Below are 16,114 nucleotides of genomic sequence, written 5' to 3'. Positions count from 1 at the left end.
TATGTATTTCAGAAAATGTACAATACTTGTTATTCTGTTGTCACTTTCTTACTGGTGCTATAGTCAAGATGTAGAAAAGCTTGAAAAAAAGGCACAAAAGCACTTTTATGCAGAAGAACTCCTTGCTGCTGCACAGGAATATGAACAAGTGCTAAAAATAGACTCTGACAATAGAACCGCCGCCTATAGATTGGTGATCTGCAATGCCCTGCTTGACCCAAGAAACTCATCTATGAGTGAGTTGTTAAAGTATAAAAGCACTCAAGGTAAGCGTGATAAATTTTATTATTACTGGCTGGGCCGTGCCTACTTTCATCAAAACCAATTTAAGAAAGCAGCAGATAGTTGGAATAAATTTTTGTCGTTGGACAAATACAAAAGCTCAACCATAATAGAGGAAACTAAGTTTTTCATAGATTGGGCTGAGCGGGCTGAAATCCATCACAGCCTATCAGAAAATTATGAAATAGATCAACTGCCCGAACCTATTAACTCGGAATCAATCGAGTTTAGCCCTGTTTATTTTAGTCATTCAAACGAATTGCTCTTCCTTTCAGATAGACGAGGGGATGGAAAACAAGAGCCGTTTCAAACCTATCATAGTATACGGTCAGATGGTGTCTGGAGCGAACCCACCCTATTGAAACAATTTGGATCATTTGAAGAAAAAAATGCCAATATAGAAGTGGTGAATGAATCGAGTAAAATCTACTTGTATAGAGGAGACAAGAAAGGGAGCCTTTATTCAAGTTTCAATGATGAAGGGAATTGGACGAAGCCGGAAACGCTGAGTCGTCATGTGTCAGATTCAAAATTGGAGTCACATTTTTTTATCAATGAGGATGAAAACACTATTTTATTTGCTCATAGGAAAAAAGGAAAGACAGCTGATTTGGACATATTTATATCCAGATTGGATCCTGAAAATAATCATTGGACAAAACCTGAATTGCTGTCCGAGATTCTTACTTCAGATCTGGACGAAGATTATCCCTACCTATCTGCTGATGGGAATACACTTTATTTCAGTTCCAAAGGTTTTGGCTCTATTGGAGGCTATGATGTATTCAAGTCGGAATTCGATGCCACAGAAAATAGCTGGTCGAGACCGGTCTCTTTAGGTTATCCAACCAATTCTATTGGTCACGACATTCAGTTTAAGATCAATGCCACAACCAATTCAGGTTATTTTGTTTCTGACAGACTGAGTGCCATGGGAGGGTATGATATCTTCTTTTTCCATGAGTCCAATAAAATTTTACTCACAGGTACTATTATAGATAGCAAAGGAATGCCTGCAGAAGGAGCCGAAATTCATTTTTACCCTAAAAGAAATACCGGATTGGAATTGAAGACGATGACAGATCAGGATGGTAAGTATGAGGTTAATGTGGGTAGTGAGGATCAATTAAAAATTGAGATTTTTTTTCATGATGAGTTGGTGTATCAGGAGTCGATACAAACTCCTTCCGCTGCAGTGGGTACTTTGAAGAAAAACTTCTCTATTGATCAAGAAAAAAAGCAAATTGCTGTGACCAGCGATTATCATGATCCTGCTTATACCGATGTGGAAAATATCGGCAGCAAGTTTAGACCTACTAATAAGGCCCTTCTTTCCAATATATATTTTGGATTTGGTGAAGTAGAACTGGCGACATCAGAAACACAAAAGCTTGAACCTCTTCTGAACGTAATGAAAGAAAATCCTGAATTAAATGTAGAAATTGCCGGGCATACTGATAATATTGGAGATGGAAGAACCAACCTTAAGATTTCAGTCCTGAGAGCAAGGGCTGTGGCCCAATATCTTATAGATCATGGCGTAGCGGAGGATCGTGCGGTTGCCAAAGGCTACGGATATGCCATTCCTCTGGCATCTAATGATCAGGAAAAGGAGGGACGTGAATTAAATAGAAGAATTGAGGTGTTAGTATTAGAGTAGCCTTATATTCGAACAGCCAAAAATGATAAATATGAAAAGTGCGAAGATTATCGGAATGGGACACTATGTTCCTGACAATGTAGTCACCAACCAACAGTTAGAACCACTCATGGACACCAATGATGCCTGGATACAAGAGCGAACAGGTATCAAAGAAAGAAGACATGTAAAACCTGGAGGCGAGGATACGACTTCTACTATGGCAACCAAAGCTTCAAGAATGGCCATAGAGAAAGCCGGTATTGCAGTCGATGATATTGATTTTATTGTTTTCGCTACACTGAGTCCTGACTACTACTTTCCTGGTCCAGGCGTGATGCTCCAGCAGCAGCTTGGGTTCAAAAAAGAAATTGGGGCGTTGGATATTCGAAATCAGTGCTCTGGGTTTGTCTATGGTATTTCTGTGGCAGATCAGTTCATCAAGACGGGTATGTACAAAACAGTGCTAGTCGTAGGGAGTGAAGTACATAGTGGAGGCCTTGATTTCACCACTCGAGGGAGAGGTGTTTCTGTGATTTTTGGTGATGGGGCCGGAGCAGCCATTTTACAGGCCACTGACGAAGAGGGCAAAGGAGTCCTATCGACACATCTTCACTCAGAAGGTCAGCATGCTGAAGAGTTGGCACTTATAGGGCCGGCTACTACTGATTGGGTGCCCAACTATATCGAAAGAAATGATCCCGAAGACATCAGATACTATCCGTACATGAATGGCAATTTTGTTTTCAAGCATGCGGTAGTCCGCTTTCAGCAAGTCATTCACGAGGCATTGGCCCAAAATGGATACCAAGCGGACGACATTGATATGCTGATTCCCCATCAGGCCAATTTGCGTATCAGCCAATTTATTCAGAAACAAATGAAGCTGACGGATGATCGTGTTTTCAACAATATCCAAAAGTATGGCAACACTACGGCAGCCTCGATTCCGCTAGCATTGAGCGAAGCGCTGGAAGAAGGAAAAGTGAAAGATGGAAACTTGGTATGTTTAGCAGCCTTTGGTAGTGGGTTTACCTGGGCATCGGCCTTGATCCGTTGGTAAAAATTATTTCGAATTTTGAAGAACCTAGCACGTTAATTGTTTGCTTTGTGCCAAACGACTGATCTTTCTATGCATTTGAAAAAATGTACATTTCTTTTTTTGGTATTTGCACTTATTCCTTTTTTTTCCAAGGCACAGAATTTTTATAAAGAAGTGCCTGCTGATACCACATTTCGCGCAAGCGGAGAGCGGGTATCCGGTAAGCGTGAGGGGCAATGGAAGTTTGACCGAAGATGGGATGGAATGATCGTGACGGGATACTATTCGCAAGGGGTACCCGATAGTGTTTGGTTGAAGTACTTCAATCAAACGGTATCAGAAGCTATTCTGCTCAGGGACGGAAAAAAGGAAGGTCCTTACAATACCTTCGACAACTATGGGAACCTGATTTCATCAGCAATTTTTGCAAACGATGTGTTGCATGGAGCGTATTTTGAATACTATGATAATGCGCTGGTGGCACTTTCAGGTTATTATAAGGAAGGCAAAAAGGACAGTATTTGGATAGAGCGTTCTCCATTAGGCAAAAAGAATTTTGAGAAATTCTACAAAAATGGAATACCCGTCGGAACCTGGACTTACTATTATCCCAATGGAAGAATCAAACGAACGGAGGGCTATCAATCTGGACTGCTCAACGGCAAGGTGGAGGAGTATCACTACAACCGAAACAAAACGCGAGAAGCCAATTATGCTAATGGAGTCCTAGACGGGAAGTATAGAGAATATTTTAAGGATGGTTCGCTGAGTGCTGAAGGGCAATATAAGTCAGGTTTGAAGTCTGGAACTTGGGTGAGTATGACTCCTCAAGGTGTCATGTTTTCGATTGGTGAATATCAGGCTGGCCACAAACAAGGTCTTTGGAAATACTTTCATGAATCTGGAGCCCTATTGTCAGAGGGCAAATACAAAAATAACTTGAAGGATGCCCAATGGATAGATTACTATGAGTCTGGAAAGTTAAAGTCTATTGGGGCCTATCAAGCTGACTTAAAGAATGGGCTTTGGGGACATTTTTATGAAAACGAGCAATTGATCCAGGACGAAAACTGGAAGCACGGGTTGTTGTTCGATGTGAGTGAGTATTTTTCCGAGCAGGGAGAGGTCTTACCTAAAGGAACACTGTCCAATGGAAACGGCACGCGCAATGTCTACTATTTAGATGGAGAGTTGCAAGTGAAGGAAAATTATCTCAATGGACTGCCGCATGGCACATGGATTTCCTATCATGATAATGGAAAAATATCTTCTGAAGAAAAATACCAACAAGGGGAGCCAACTGGAACTTGGAAATATTTTAACCGAAAGGGTAAACTCAAGAGTTCGAGACGGTTTTAATTTTTATCAGCATCACTGTGGCAATAGAATGCGCGCGCTGCTTAGCCATCTCTGCTTTGGCTCCGGAAAACAAATCATCAATCGTATCACAAAATACTTTGACCCAGCGATCAAAATGTGCTTGAGTCATCGGTGACTTTTCGTGCATAGCAACATGCGGAGTGATAGGGTTGCCCTTATACTTGGCTTGGTGAAACAAAGTGGTTTCCCAGAAGTCTGCAATTTTTGGAAGGTGATGATTCAAGTCCAACTTTACAACTTCGGTGAAAAAATAGCCTATCTCCTTATCCACCATAATTTTCTCATAAAAAGTATGGATGAGTTGGTCAATGTCTGCCCTGCTTTGGATGTCTGTCATGATTGTCCAAAGGTACTGATGAACTTTGGACAATCTGACTAAAGAATGCTGATCTATATCACCTAATTATTGGAAGAGATCAACTTTAAAATAAACCACATCAGATAACTCACCACAAAAATGATCATACCATATATGCTTGTGATAGAAGAAACCCGAATACCTCCTGCTAACATTGCAGATGAAACTGATTCTACCTGACTGATATGCTGCAGCGCACCATACAATCCAATGAATTGTCCCAGGATGCCAAAAACCAGCGCAAAGAGTCCGATAGACTTAATCAAAGCCAATTGACTTTCTTCTTGAGTTTTTTTGATCAAATGGAAAATGGATAGGCCTAAACTCACTGACAGCGTGATGGTAAGAATACTCATAAATAGAATGCCTCCTTCAAATAATAAATCAATCATGATATTTCTTTTTAAGTTTAAAAATATTTGTTCCAAAGCTAGGGGGAGGCTTCATTCGCACCTAGGTAGAATACATCGCTAGACCTGTCAGTCGTCGACAAATGCTGCAACTGTGAAGATATTTAGCGAATATTGAAAGAAAAAATCAATGACAATAAAGAGTCATAGCGTGTTTTGGTTGGTGGTATATTTAGCTCTTATTCTCCTCTATGGAAATTCGTTCGAGAGCTATTTGTACTCCATATATTTTGTAACTATTCTCTTTCCCGTGGTAATTGGGACTGCCTATTTTTTCAATTTCTATTTAGTTCCTAATTATCTAATGAATGGTAGGAAAGGGAAATTCACACTTTATTTCATTTACCTTCTAATCGTCTCTGCTCACCTAGAGATCATTATGATTTTTCTGGCCTTTATCTATTTAGCCAACTATCAGGTAGCGGCCATGCATCCATCTATCCTGGACGTGTCCAACCTGAGTGTGACTTTATATGCCATTGTTTTCGCTCAAGGGTTCTTTTTATTATTTAAAAAATATCAAACCTCAAGTTCTAAAATTGAGAGGTTGGAAAATGAACAGAAGAAAGCTGAACAGGGTTATTTACTAGTTCGTGCGGACAGAAAAAATCGAAAAGTCCCTTATGACCAAATATTGTACGTAGAGAGTCTTTCCGATTATGTTAAGATTCATGTCAATAGTGAGGACACAACGATCATCACTAAGGCAAAAATCAGTAAGGTTGAAGCAGCATTGCCTGAAGAGTTTATTAGAATTCACCGGTCATTTCTGGTTAATAGAAATAAGATTACAACCTTTGGTGCTGAGCATATCCAAATAGCCAAGGAGAAATTGCCGATCAGTAGAACTTATAAGCAGAAAGTAAAAGAGCTATTGAAAAAACCTTAAAGAATCTGTTTCAGGTGATGATTGAGATGGTCAATATAGTCTTCCATTAGAAACTTCAATGTAGGTGTCTCATCCTTTACAGGAATGGTTTTCTGCAAATCCGCCTCATCGATATTTGCCCAAACACGAGCAATTTGAAGGTTCAATGATTCCCATAAGGTTTTGACAGTAGCTAAATTTTGGCTTTCATAATCACTGGCCTTCACCCAGAAATTTTGATCGTACCAAATGTTGGTTTCATCACCTTGTTTGATTCGAATGAAACGATGAATATTATTCATGGCAGAATCAGCCAGATGTCCAAGTACTTCTTTCTTGCTCCATTTTTCTGGAGCAGGTTTGGTATTCCAAGCTTCCTCTGATATAGATTCAAATTGTTGTAGCGTATGCTCGATAATTTGAGAGAGTTGTTTGGCTAATACTTCGGTCATAGTAGAATGGTTTGTTTTCCAAAGATGATCTAATACATCAGAAAACAAACATTTGATACATGAAAGGATTGAATACTACCTAACAATTTACCTCAAGTCTATTTTGTCTTCATCAGTAGCTGCTTGAGAGAAAATGCATGAAAGTAGTAAGCAATTGGAACCAGTATGGCTGGCAAAAGGATGACCGGAAATTTTCCGACTTCAGTATTAGCCGGCTCGTTCATAAACACACGTAAGGGCGTGGGCATAGAGAGTATGGCAATAATCAAAATATTTGCAAGTAGCACGAGGCCAAATACATTCCAGATAATAGCGATTTTTTTATTCATTTTTCCTTTACCGAATGCTAGATAGGCAGCTAGGGGTGCAGTAAGTCCAACGAGGATATCAAAGTTTCGCCCTTCAAAAGTCATCTGAATAGGAGTGACACCAGCAAGTAGCAACAGCCATAAAAGTATCTCTACAGGTACTCTAAACATTTGTATGTTGATCAAATATTGTGGAGGAATAGATTTCAATATGCGTGATGTCTGCTTCGACCTCAAAATGAAAACAAGGGCAATGGCTGGAATTACTATGAACAAAGCTGGCCTGGGAGGTAGACTGTCAAAATCTGAGGTAAAGCCTGACAGAGAGGCAACTGAAGCCAGCCCGACCCAAAGGGTAAGAATTAGCCAGTACAGGTTGAGTATTCGCTTGCGTTGGGCATCTTCAAAATTTTTGAGTCCAAGTTTCAAACCTTGATAAATAATGAGGAGGCAGAATGCTGTGAGAACGACAAATGATATTTGAGCGATGAGATAATAATTCATAATTTTTTGTTTTTTGATAGTCAAAACTAAAAGCTCTGCGCTCAATTCGTGATGACCAAAATTGCTAATTCTCTGTAAATGTAGAAGGTCGCTGACCTGTAAGCTGATACATCATTCTACTCAAAGAACTGCCATTTTCGATACCGACCTGCTGTGCCACAAGATAGAGTGGCAATTGGTCTTTTTTGATTAAGGCAATCGCTTTTTGTAGTCGAATTTGTTTGATGTATTGATGAGGAGAAATTCTAAAAATAGATTTGAAGACACGCAAAAAGTGAAATTTGGAAAGCATGGCTACTTCTGCCAATTGCTCAAGTGTGATTGGTTTGCAGTAGTAGGCATGAATAAAATCTACGGACAAGTAGATCCGTTTGAGCAATTCAGCCTTGGTTGATAACCTTACACTTGAAAGGTTGTCCGCCTCACGAAGGTGTTTATTGTTTTCTTTTAAAATGTAACTCAGTAGATCAAAAAGGCTACTTTCCTTTTCTTCATTTTGATAGGAGGCTTGCACTTTCTCTATCAGGGTATTGAATTGAGTTCCTCTGAAATGAGTTCTGATGCTTTGATTGAATTCGATGACATAAGGGGAGGGTTCATCTAGTAGCTGTTCGTTTGAGTTTGTGAGCGCGTGAATAGTATCTTGATAGAGTTTTTCACCAAAATGAATATTGAAGGTCTCGGTTGTTTGTTGTTCATTAATAAGCAGATCATAGTGCTGCCCATGATTGCTGAGTAAATAGGTGTCCGTATTGAGCCGGATGGATTTATGATCGCAGGTTACTTCGCTGGTACCCGAAAGATTTAGAAATAACGAAAATGGCCCCTTGATATCAGTTCGTTCAGCCTGGCTAGTTTTCACATTGAGTATGGCTGTTGGCCAGCCTAGGTTAGGTAAAGGTTTATTGTCCCAGGACCGCTTCTCGGAGAAATTTTGCTGAATAGCTTTTTTGAGCCAATGAATATCTGGGAATTCGGTGAGTAGCATTTGTGCTAAGATATTTTCATGTTTTACGTTAAATTTCCAAAAAGATCGTGAATTGAATTAAAAGTTATGCAACCACAAGAGTATTTTGCTATTCTTCCCTTATTGATCTATGGTATAGCCATAGCTGAATTGGTATCACCATGGAGGATTTTTTTTGAAGATAAAAAACCGTATTTACCTTTTATATTGACGGGCATTTTGATGCTGGAGGTTGCATTTTATAACTTCTACCAATTTTTCACACATCTTGAAAATACCTTTCAGTCCTATTATATTTTTCTTTCTTACCTGCTCTCTCCTATGGTTTTTTTAATGGCGGCACATGTTTATACACCTGAAAGCAAAGAGAATCTGGATGTTCGTGTTTATTTTCAGAAACGGTTTAAGTTGCTTATGATCCTACTTTCCGTATTTATAGCCTCACATTTTGTTATAGAGCTAGGGCCAGATATAAAAACGGCAGTTCGTGGTTTATTTATAGCGATCTTACTAGTGGCCGCTTATACTCGATGGATTGGGCTGGTGTACTTTATTTTGGCCTTGAGATTGGGCTATACCTGGTATATAGTTACTTGATTCCTGGTAACCCCCAACCTCTTTTTACCGCGAGAATCCTAATACCCATAACGACAACCACCGCAATCCATATAGACCAGCTGTCTGGAAGTGAGGTAAAGGTGAGCGCATAGTAAAGGGTTGCTCCGGCTAAACATGCTGTCGCATAAATTTCCTTTCTGAATATAAGAGGTACCCTGTTGGAAAGCACATCTCTGAGTACACCACCAAAAACTGCAGATACGGCGCCCATCATAATGGCTATGGCAGGAGACAGGCCATAAGTAAGTGTTTTTTGCATACCTAAAACAGCAAAAAGACCGATTCCAATGGTATCAAACAAAAACATAGTTCTTGTCAATTTTACAATCCACTTTTTGAAAAAGTAGCTAAAAGCTAAGGCAGCTAAAACGGTGTACAAATAGTTCGTATCCATCATCCAACCAACGGGTTGGCTGCCAATCAGAATATCACGTAGCGTACCACCACCAAGCGCGGTAATCAGGGCGATTACGGCAGATCCGAAAGCATCCATTTTTTTCTCAGAGGCAGTGATGGCTCCCGATATGGCGAACACAAAAGTACCGATGATGTTGAGTGTGTATATCAGATCCATATTAATCTACCCAGTGTAAAACATTTCGAATAATCGACCATTTTTTCTCTTTTACTTTTGTTCCTTCTCCCAATATCCAATTAGAATAAAGTCTTTGAAGTGTACCATCATACGATTTCAACTCAATCCAATTATTCAAATAACGTTCAAGATTGGTGTTGTTACGAGCCAACATCATGGCTACAGGCAATCTAATGTGCAAATCTTTGGGGCGGACGACGCTGTACTCTGGGTAAACGAGTGTCCATGCCGACCCTGCTTCTGCACTAAAAAACATCGCATCTGCTTTCGTCTGATCAGTTAGGAATTGTCTGGCACTCGAGATGTTGTTAAACTTTACAGTAGGCAGTTCTTCTTGTATTCTCACCCTTAGGTACGAAGATTGATTGGTAGCAAAGACTGCATCAGGTTCGGCTAAAATATCCGCTTTGGTTTTGAATCTGTTCCTATCATGATCTTTGACCAGCAAGGCAAGATTAATTTCTGCATAGGGCTGGGTGTACTCTACATGCTCCATCACATCACCTAGCACAGGAATGCCTGAAAGGAATAAATCTACGTAACCACTGTTTACATAGCTCACGATACTGTCTCTTGGTACATATATCCAATTAATGGTCACATTAAGTTCTTTGGCCAGAATGTGCATAAGCTCTACATCATACCCAACGAATTCACCATCATTATTTCTAAATACATAAGGAAGGGCATCTGACATATAACCGATATTCATGATACCACTTTTTTCTATTTCTAAGATGGATTCAGGAATACGAGGTGTCAATTTTTTACTGTGCCTTTCAGGTGCTCTATTGGATTTAAGCTCCATCTGAACGAAGGAATTGTATTTGTCGAATGATGCCTGAAAACTGTCTCCGATTAGCAACTTAAATGGGAGTAGTGCTACTACTGTAGCGATACCAGTAAGTGCTATTGCTCTTAGAATTTTTGACCAACTTATAATTATTAACCCTTTAGCGTAAGCAATAGCAATGACCGATAGTGTAAACAAATGAATCGCCCCAAGAACCACTCTAATTCGATCAGTATATGCGGTACTTACTATGAATAACTGAAACACATCATGAGGCAAATGCAAGACATCTAACAGAAATGGAATGCCTGCGATGGGCGCCACAAAACTGCTCATGAACACAGAGGCCAGAAAAACAGCTTGGTCATTCATGCTAAATTCCTGCCCGGCAAACCAAGCAGCAAATGGAATGAAAACCATAATAACTAAAGTGCCCAAGTTAGGAAATGGATAAGCCAATGGCATGACCAATTCTGCGCTAGAGTCTACTTCCTCATCTTTATGGCCGTATTTCTCGAAAAGAGACTTAATGTTTTCAATGAGTTGTGGTAGTAGGATGACAATCTTCCCAGTGGCAAAAATAGTAATCAATGAGCTTTTAGGAATACCCAAAATGTCCTTGTACTTGAAAGGCGTGATTGCTGAAACAATCATAGGCAGAAATAGCAGACCAATAAGTATCACCGCCATGGTATATATGACCATGTACACCTGGATTAGACCAAGCTCATCCAAGGATAAGGTGGCGGTGGTATGTGCCGCGATGCCAAATAGTCCGTATGGGGTTAACTTTACAATGTATTTATTTGCTTTGTTGAGCGCATCGGCGATTACATCAAAGGCATGAATCAACCTTTTGTTGTCTGGAATAGAATTGAGTGCAATCCCAACGATGATGGAAAAAAGAACCACTGCTGGTACCACATTATTTGACATAGCACCAAAAAGGTTGGAAGGAATATATATATCAATAAAATCTATGGCTTGTGGAGGAATTACCAAACTAGAGCTAAAGAACGAAGAGGACTGCCAGGTTGGAAAAAACATAGGAAGAACAACCAAAAAAACTAATCCCACACCCATGAAGCACACCAAAATAATGGTCGCAGAATAGATTAGTTTTTTTTGTTTTGACAAATTGATTTTGCCCAGATTGCTTAAGATAGAAACCATGATATAGGGCATCACAGTCATTTGCATCAGACCAATAAATGCATCTCCTATGAACCCCAAGGGCTCTGCATACTCGCCCAGAAATAGTCCAATGAAAATGCCAGCAAAAAGACCAATAAATATGTTTCGCGAGAGTGATTTATTCATGACAGCAATATACTTCTAGTCAGTAAAAACATCGATAAACTTAAAAGTCTCCCCGTCAAAAAATCCGAGATCGCTCATCTTGGCTTTTGGGATCACAAGCAAGGCCATAAATGAAAGCGTCATGAAGGGTGAGTTGAGTGGTGAGCCTAGCGATTTCGCGAAAGCATCTATTTTGCTATATGCCTCGGCCACCTTATAGCCATCTTTTTCAGACATAATACCGGCTACAGGAAGTTCAAGCAATTGCTCATTTTTTTTACCCACAGCAGATACTCCACCTTTGGCTTCGATGATCAAGTTCACTGCTTTAGCTATCGACTTATCGTCTACACCTACCGCAATGATATTGTGAGAATCGTGTCCGACAGATGAGGCAATGGCCCCTTGTTTTAACCCAATATTTTTGATGTATCCGATTGCAGGTGGCGCTTCTTTGTAGCGATTGACAACTGTCACTTTTAAAATATCTTCATCAATATTAGTCTGGTTAGGACTGTCGATCAGTGTGCTGTCATAAGAAAGTAAATTAGTGATCAATTGACCATCTAGCGCTTCCATCACTTGTACTTTGCTTCCTTTAATTTCTATTTTGAATTGATCCGCAGTTTTCGGTTTACAATCAAAATTGTTAACGATTTTGTTTTCGACTTTTTCAATGTTCGATGTCCCATTTTGTGCCACCAATTCTCCACTGATCCAGGTTTGTTGAACATTGAAGTCTTCAGTATTGTCGATGACAATAAAATCAGCCGGATCGTTTTCCTTTAGCAAACCAATATTCATGTTGTAATGATCCACTGGATTGATACAAGCCGCATGCAGGACTTTATACAAATCATTGCCTTTGGCTAAAGCTCTTTTCACCAACAAGTTGATATGCCCTTCAACTAAATTATCCGGGTGCTTGTCATCAGAACAAAACATGATTCTCTCATAATTTTTATCCAGCAGTGAAATCAAAGCCTCAAAGTTTTTGGCGGCGCTACCTTCTCGAATGAGTATTTTCATTCCGCAGTTGAGTTTGTCTTGCGCCTCTTCTAACGTAAAACATTCATGGTCTGTGCTGATACCAGCTGCAACATAAGTCTTGGCTTGTTCACCTTTCACGCCGGGGGCATGGCCATCTACTGGCTTGCCCAGTGCTTTGGCCTTGGCGATTTTGGCGAATACGGTCTCGTCGTTGAATAGCACACCTGGCCAGTTCATCATTTCTGCGAGGTAGTTGATTTCTGGTTTTTTGAGTAGATATTCTACATCATCCACATCGATTTCCGCACCTGCGGTTTCAAAAGTGGTGGCGGGTACGCAAGATGGTGCACCAAAATGGAATTTGAAATTGACCTGCTTCCCATTTTCTATCATATACTCTACACCTTCCACACCAAGCACATTGCCTATTTCATGAGGGTCGGAGATGGTGCCAACAGTTCCATGGACCACCGCCAATCTTCCAAACTCTGAGGGAACCAACATGGAGCTTTCCACATGGACATGGGCATCTACAAACCCCGGTAGTATGTATTGGTCTGGAGCGTCATCTATTTTTTCAATTTTATGAATAATGCCCCTGTCAAAGTGTACAGCGGCCGGATATATTTTGCGGTTAGGAATATCAATCAGTTGACCTGATACTTGGTTCATATTACTTTCTGTTATTTAAGAATGAAGTTAATCAGAATTGATTCATTGCTATAATAAATCATTAAACCATTGAATCAATAAACCTCAGTTGTATATTTTTGCGCCTCGCAGCAGCCGAAAACTCTAATTTCAATAATGAAAATTAAGTATCTGACCAAAAAGGCCATATTCAAATTTGTTGACTCCGCCCTCAAAGAGGATATCGGGGATGGGGATCATAGTACGCTTGCGGCGATACCTGAAGACTTGCAGCAAGAGGCAAGATTACTAATCAAAAGTGATGGAGTGATTGCGGGATTGCAACTGGCAGAGTGGATCTTCAAAAGATTTGACACCGAGCTGGAGGTGACTTTGCTCAAGAAGGATGGCGATGTGGTATCTGAAGGTGAAGTGGGGTTGATAGTGAAAGGAAAAGCCAGATCGATTCTTTCTACCGAAAGATTGGTACTCAACTGTATGCAGCGCATGAGCGGTATAGCTACGTATACGAGAGAGCTCGCCGATATGATCAAGCATACTCATGCACAGCTGTTGGATACCAGAAAAACTGGCCCCAATTTCAGAATTTGTGAAAAGTGGGCAGTGAAAATAGGTGGCGGAGAAAATCATCGCTTTGGCCTTTATGACATGATCATGCTCAAAGACAATCACGTGGATTATGCAGGAGGAATCAAAGCTGCCGTTGAGCGAACTAAAAAATACCTCGTTGATAATGACAAGGATCTAAAAATAGAGGTGGAGACCAGAAATCTCGATGAAGTACGTGACGCAATAGAGGTTGGAGGAATTGATGTGATCATGTTGGACAATATGCTGCCCTCTGCGATGCGTGAAGCGATCCAGCTCATTGGAGGCAAATGCAAAACGGAAGCCTCTGGAGGAATTACAGAAAAGAATATAAAAGAAATGGCAGAGACTGGTGTTGACTATATTTCGATAGGAGCGCTGACACACTCTTATGCCAGTTTAGATATTAGTTTGAAAGCAATTAAATAATAATGAACGTAAAAACTAAAAAATATCAAATGACCACAGGGACGTATGTGAAGTTGGCATTTGGCAATTTGATAAAAGATCAATGGTGGGTGATTTTGATTTACTTAGCTATTTGTGCTGGGTATTTTTGGATTCCTAATCACTGGTGGATCACAGGCGCAAGTATCGCATTGACGTTATACCTCTTGTTTTGGTTGATTCAGTTTGCTGGAATTTCACAATTGGAGCAAGGCAAGTTCATGTTTGAAAAACTAAGCTATGAAATCAATAGCCAGCAGATTTTGATCAAGCTAAACAGCAAGCAAGGCATGCCTATGAAATGGGAAAATATAAAAAGAGCCGTGGCTGGAAAGGATCACTTCCTTTTGACTATCAACAAAGCTCAGCATGTGCACTTGCCTCACAGAATTTTTAACTCCAACAACGAGATCAAATTCGTAGAGACCATACTCAAAAGAAAAGGGTATATCAAGGAGTAGGTATAAAGAGAAGACTAGTAACTGTTTTTATGAAGACACCTTTCCATTTAGGAGAGGTGTTTTTTTGTCTAGCACCTTTATTATTCCTTTGAAGAGAACCCGATCGCTACTTTGAAGCTGGTTTATATAAGATTTAGCAAGCTACTTTGCATTTGGCCTTGAATTAATTCCGTCATTAAATTCAGATTTAGAAAATTGGGATTAAATCCACTGTTTGATCCCGAATGCATAGCCACTCGGGTGAGTTTGGATTTAAGTATAAGAATAATCTGAATTTTAGGAATTTATTCTCAGCCTTGATTTCTTTGCCTACTTTCTTTATTAAGAAAGAAAGTAGGAGCCTGTCTGGCTTAAAGACCATTGTGCAAGAACCCAAAAAACCAAAACGCCACACCCCAAAAGAAGCCAAACTCAAGGCCGCGAACTTCTGCGCCTACCAGGAACGGTCACAGAAAGAGGTGCGCAATAAATTGTATGATTTGGGGCTTTATCCAGACGAAGTAGAAGATGTCCTAACGGATCTCATCATGGACAACTTCATCAATGAAGAGCGCTTTGCGAAAGCCTATATAGGAGGCAAGTTTAGAGTGAAGAAGTGGGGACGTAAAAAAATACTAATTGGGATAGCGCCTCACAAACTGTCTCCTTACTGCATCAAAAAGGGGCTGGAAGAAATAGACGATGAAGATTACATACAGACACTTGAAGAGCTAGTACAGAAAAAAGCCAATACCGTGAAAGAAACCGACCTTTTCAAACGACGAAGTAAGGTGGCCACTCACGCGATCTATAAGGGATTTGAGTCTGATTTGGTTTGGGAAGTAGTCAAGCGGTTGGTGGTTTGAACTTTTGAATTCGAAAAGGAGTTAAGTCAAGAACCGAATACCACAAATGTGGACTATTTATTATATTGACAAACCAAAAACTCAAGTCTTACCTAATGGATATCATACCAGCATCCCAAAGGATTTTAGGCCAGCTGACTCACCTGCTGGAAAAACTCACCAACGATGAATATAGCAAGTCCCTGTCTGTACTTCACGACAATTCTATCGGACAGCACATGCGCCATACTGTGGAGGTCTTTAGCTGCTTGATGAAGGGCATTCAGTTAAGTAGGGTCAATTATGACGAAAGAGAAAGAGATGTGTTTTTAGAAAGTAATACACTAGAAGCGCTCAGTGAGATTAAAAAGTTAAACGAGGCGGTTGATCAAATTAAGGATAATCAAAGCCTCAAATTGGTGAGCCAGGGTTATGCTCTTGAGTCTGACGAAAAACATGAGGTAGAAACGAACCTCTACCGTGAGCTCATATACAACATCGAACATGCCGTACATCACATGGCCTTAATGAAGATTGGTCTAAAGGAAATCAAACCTGAATTGGAACTACCTAATGACTTTGGTGTGGCCAGCTCCACCTTAAAATATCGCCAATCTCAGCAAGCCACTGCTCAGTAA

General features: G+C 40.1%; 17 protein-coding genes. 9 read left to right on the top strand and 8 right to left on the bottom strand.

What is annotated here, in order from left to right; all coding sequences use genetic code 11:
* The first annotated feature begins 1 nt into the window (after position 1).
* From ACO6S2_RS20495 to ACO6S2_RS20485, 3 genes are all read left to right on the top strand, one after another.
* Positions 2–1,942: an OmpA family protein gene (locus ACO6S2_RS20495; protein ID WP_422360428.1), complete on the top strand. Its 1,941-nt coding sequence runs from the start codon at positions 2–4 to the stop codon at positions 1,940–1,942.
* 31 nt (positions 1,943–1,973) lie between these two features.
* Entirely contained in the window at positions 1,974–2,984 is a 1,011-nt protein-coding gene (locus tag ACO6S2_RS20490; RefSeq protein WP_422360427.1) for a 3-oxoacyl-ACP synthase III family protein, read from the top strand.
* A 69-nt stretch (positions 2,985–3,053) separates the two neighbouring features.
* Positions 3,054–4,322 (top strand): toxin-antitoxin system YwqK family antitoxin, encoded by a 1,269-nt coding sequence (locus tag ACO6S2_RS20485; RefSeq protein WP_422360426.1) that lies wholly within the window; start codon positions 3,054–3,056, stop codon positions 4,320–4,322.
* On the opposite strand, the gene ACO6S2_RS20480 is transcribed toward ACO6S2_RS20485, so the two are convergent.
* Positions 4,300–4,680 (bottom strand): group III truncated hemoglobin, encoded by a 381-nt coding sequence (locus tag ACO6S2_RS20480; protein WP_422360425.1) that lies wholly within the window; start codon positions 4,678–4,680, stop codon positions 4,300–4,302. The two genes, ACO6S2_RS20485 and ACO6S2_RS20480, sit on opposite strands and share 23 nt — an antisense overlap.
* A gap of 62 nt (positions 4,681–4,742) precedes the next feature.
* A complete protein-coding gene (locus ACO6S2_RS20475; protein ID WP_422360424.1) occupies positions 4,743–5,093 on the bottom strand; it encodes a MotA/TolQ/ExbB proton channel family protein in 351 nt (116 codons plus the stop codon).
* Positions 5,094–5,241: 148 nt separating this feature from the next.
* On the opposite strand from ACO6S2_RS20475, the gene ACO6S2_RS20470 reads away from it, so the two are divergent.
* Positions 5,242–6,000 (top strand): LytR/AlgR family response regulator transcription factor, encoded by a 759-nt coding sequence (locus ACO6S2_RS20470; RefSeq protein ID WP_422360423.1) that lies wholly within the window; start codon positions 5,242–5,244, stop codon positions 5,998–6,000.
* On the opposite strand, the gene ACO6S2_RS20465 is transcribed toward ACO6S2_RS20470, so the two are convergent.
* The 3 genes from ACO6S2_RS20465 to ACO6S2_RS20455 all read right to left on the bottom strand — a co-directional run bounded on the left by ACO6S2_RS20465 (position 5,997) and on the right by ACO6S2_RS20455 (position 8,231).
* The gene (locus ACO6S2_RS20465) at positions 5,997–6,431 is read right to left on the bottom strand and encodes a DinB family protein (protein WP_422360422.1); all 435 of its coding nucleotides are present in this window, start codon (positions 6,429–6,431) and stop codon (positions 5,997–5,999) included. The two genes, ACO6S2_RS20470 and ACO6S2_RS20465, sit on opposite strands and share 4 nt — an antisense overlap.
* 98 nt (positions 6,432–6,529) lie before the next feature.
* On the bottom strand, positions 6,530–7,243 hold the full coding sequence (locus ACO6S2_RS20460) for a hypothetical protein (RefSeq protein WP_422360421.1): 714 nt from the start codon (positions 7,241–7,243) through the stop codon (positions 6,530–6,532).
* A gap of 64 nt (positions 7,244–7,307) precedes the next feature.
* Entirely contained in the window at positions 7,308–8,231 is a 924-nt protein-coding gene (locus ACO6S2_RS20455) for a helix-turn-helix transcriptional regulator (protein WP_422360420.1), read from the bottom strand.
* Positions 8,232–8,297: 66 nt separating this feature from the next.
* On the opposite strand from ACO6S2_RS20455, the gene ACO6S2_RS20450 reads away from it, so the two are divergent.
* A complete protein-coding gene (locus tag ACO6S2_RS20450) occupies positions 8,298–8,807 on the top strand; it encodes a hypothetical protein (RefSeq protein WP_422360419.1) in 510 nt (169 codons plus the stop codon).
* Here the strand turns inward: ACO6S2_RS20450 and ACO6S2_RS20445 are convergent.
* From ACO6S2_RS20445 to ade, 3 genes are read right to left on the bottom strand one after another with little or no spacing between them, the layout of a single operon-like run.
* A complete protein-coding gene (locus tag ACO6S2_RS20445) occupies positions 8,800–9,402 on the bottom strand; it encodes a trimeric intracellular cation channel family protein (protein WP_422360418.1) in 603 nt (200 codons plus the stop codon). The two genes, ACO6S2_RS20450 and ACO6S2_RS20445, sit on opposite strands and share 8 nt — an antisense overlap.
* A gap of 1 nt (position 9,403) precedes the next feature.
* Positions 9,404–11,536 (bottom strand): cation:dicarboxylate symporter family transporter, encoded by a 2,133-nt coding sequence (locus ACO6S2_RS20440; protein WP_422360417.1) that lies wholly within the window; start codon positions 11,534–11,536, stop codon positions 9,404–9,406.
* Between the two features lie 15 nt (positions 11,537–11,551).
* Positions 11,552–13,177, bottom strand: coding sequence for an adenine deaminase (gene ade, locus ACO6S2_RS20435; protein ID WP_422360416.1), 1,626 nt, complete (start codon positions 13,175–13,177; stop codon positions 11,552–11,554).
* A gap of 135 nt (positions 13,178–13,312) precedes the next feature.
* On the opposite strand from ade, the gene nadC reads away from it, so the two are divergent.
* The 4 genes from nadC (at position 13,313) to ACO6S2_RS20415 (ending at position 16,114) form a co-directional block, all read left to right on the top strand.
* Positions 13,313–14,173 (top strand): carboxylating nicotinate-nucleotide diphosphorylase, encoded by an 861-nt coding sequence (nadC, locus tag ACO6S2_RS20430; protein WP_422360415.1) that lies wholly within the window; start codon positions 13,313–13,315, stop codon positions 14,171–14,173.
* Positions 14,174–14,175: 2 nt separating this feature from the next.
* Positions 14,176–14,652, top strand: a complete 477-nt coding sequence (locus tag ACO6S2_RS20425) for a YcxB family protein (protein ID WP_422360414.1) — start codon at positions 14,176–14,178, stop codon at positions 14,650–14,652.
* Between the two features lie 224 nt (positions 14,653–14,876).
* Positions 14,877–15,497, top strand: coding sequence for a regulatory protein RecX (locus ACO6S2_RS20420; RefSeq protein WP_422360413.1), 621 nt, complete (start codon positions 14,877–14,879; stop codon positions 15,495–15,497).
* 95 nt (positions 15,498–15,592) lie between these two features.
* Positions 15,593–16,114, top strand: coding sequence for a hypothetical protein (locus ACO6S2_RS20415; RefSeq protein WP_422360412.1), 522 nt, complete (start codon positions 15,593–15,595; stop codon positions 16,112–16,114).

The organism is Reichenbachiella sp. (assembly GCF_965233835.1).
Classification (GTDB): Bacteria; Bacteroidota; Bacteroidia; order Cytophagales; family Cyclobacteriaceae; genus Reichenbachiella.
The sequence above is the reverse complement of the archived record's forward strand: the minus strand, read 5'-3'. Positions and strand labels throughout refer to the sequence as shown.

Coding starts and splice junctions, on each gene's coding strand:
- ACO6S2_RS20490 (WP_422360427.1), top strand. CDS start 1,974: ATGAAAAGTGCGAAGATTATCGGAATGGGACACTATGTTCCTGACAAT.
- ACO6S2_RS20460 (WP_422360421.1), bottom strand. CDS start 7,243: ATGAATTATTATCTCATCGCTCAAATATCATTTGTCGTTCTCACAGCA.
- ACO6S2_RS20415 (WP_422360412.1), top strand. CDS start 15,593: ATGGATATCATACCAGCATCCCAAAGGATTTTAGGCCAGCTGACTCAC.
- ACO6S2_RS20445 (WP_422360418.1), bottom strand. CDS start 9,402: ATGGATCTGATATACACACTCAACATCATCGGTACTTTTGTGTTCGCC.
- ade (WP_422360416.1), bottom strand. CDS start 13,177: ATGAACCAAGTATCAGGTCAACTGATTGATATTCCTAACCGCAAAATA.
- ACO6S2_RS20485 (WP_422360426.1), top strand. CDS start 3,054: ATGCATTTGAAAAAATGTACATTTCTTTTTTTGGTATTTGCACTTATT.
- ACO6S2_RS20465 (WP_422360422.1), bottom strand. CDS start 6,431: ATGACCGAAGTATTAGCCAAACAACTCTCTCAAATTATCGAGCATACG.
- ACO6S2_RS20470 (WP_422360423.1), top strand. CDS start 5,242: ATGACAATAAAGAGTCATAGCGTGTTTTGGTTGGTGGTATATTTAGCT.
- ACO6S2_RS20420 (WP_422360413.1), top strand. CDS start 14,877: ATGCATAGCCACTCGGGTGAGTTTGGATTTAAGTATAAGAATAATCTG.
- nadC (WP_422360415.1), top strand. CDS start 13,313: ATGAAAATTAAGTATCTGACCAAAAAGGCCATATTCAAATTTGTTGAC.
- ACO6S2_RS20425 (WP_422360414.1), top strand. CDS start 14,176: ATGAACGTAAAAACTAAAAAATATCAAATGACCACAGGGACGTATGTG.
- ACO6S2_RS20495 (WP_422360428.1), top strand. CDS start 2: ATGTATTTCAGAAAATGTACAATACTTGTTATTCTGTTGTCACTTTCT.
- ACO6S2_RS20450 (WP_422360419.1), top strand. CDS start 8,298: ATGCAACCACAAGAGTATTTTGCTATTCTTCCCTTATTGATCTATGGT.
- ACO6S2_RS20480 (WP_422360425.1), bottom strand. CDS start 4,680: ATGACAGACATCCAAAGCAGGGCAGACATTGACCAACTCATCCATACT.
- ACO6S2_RS20440 (WP_422360417.1), bottom strand. CDS start 11,536: ATGAATAAATCACTCTCGCGAAACATATTTATTGGTCTTTTTGCTGGC.
- ACO6S2_RS20475 (WP_422360424.1), bottom strand. CDS start 5,093: ATGATTGATTTATTATTTGAAGGAGGCATTCTATTTATGAGTATTCTT.
- ACO6S2_RS20455 (WP_422360420.1), bottom strand. CDS start 8,231: ATGCTACTCACCGAATTCCCAGATATTCATTGGCTCAAAAAAGCTATT.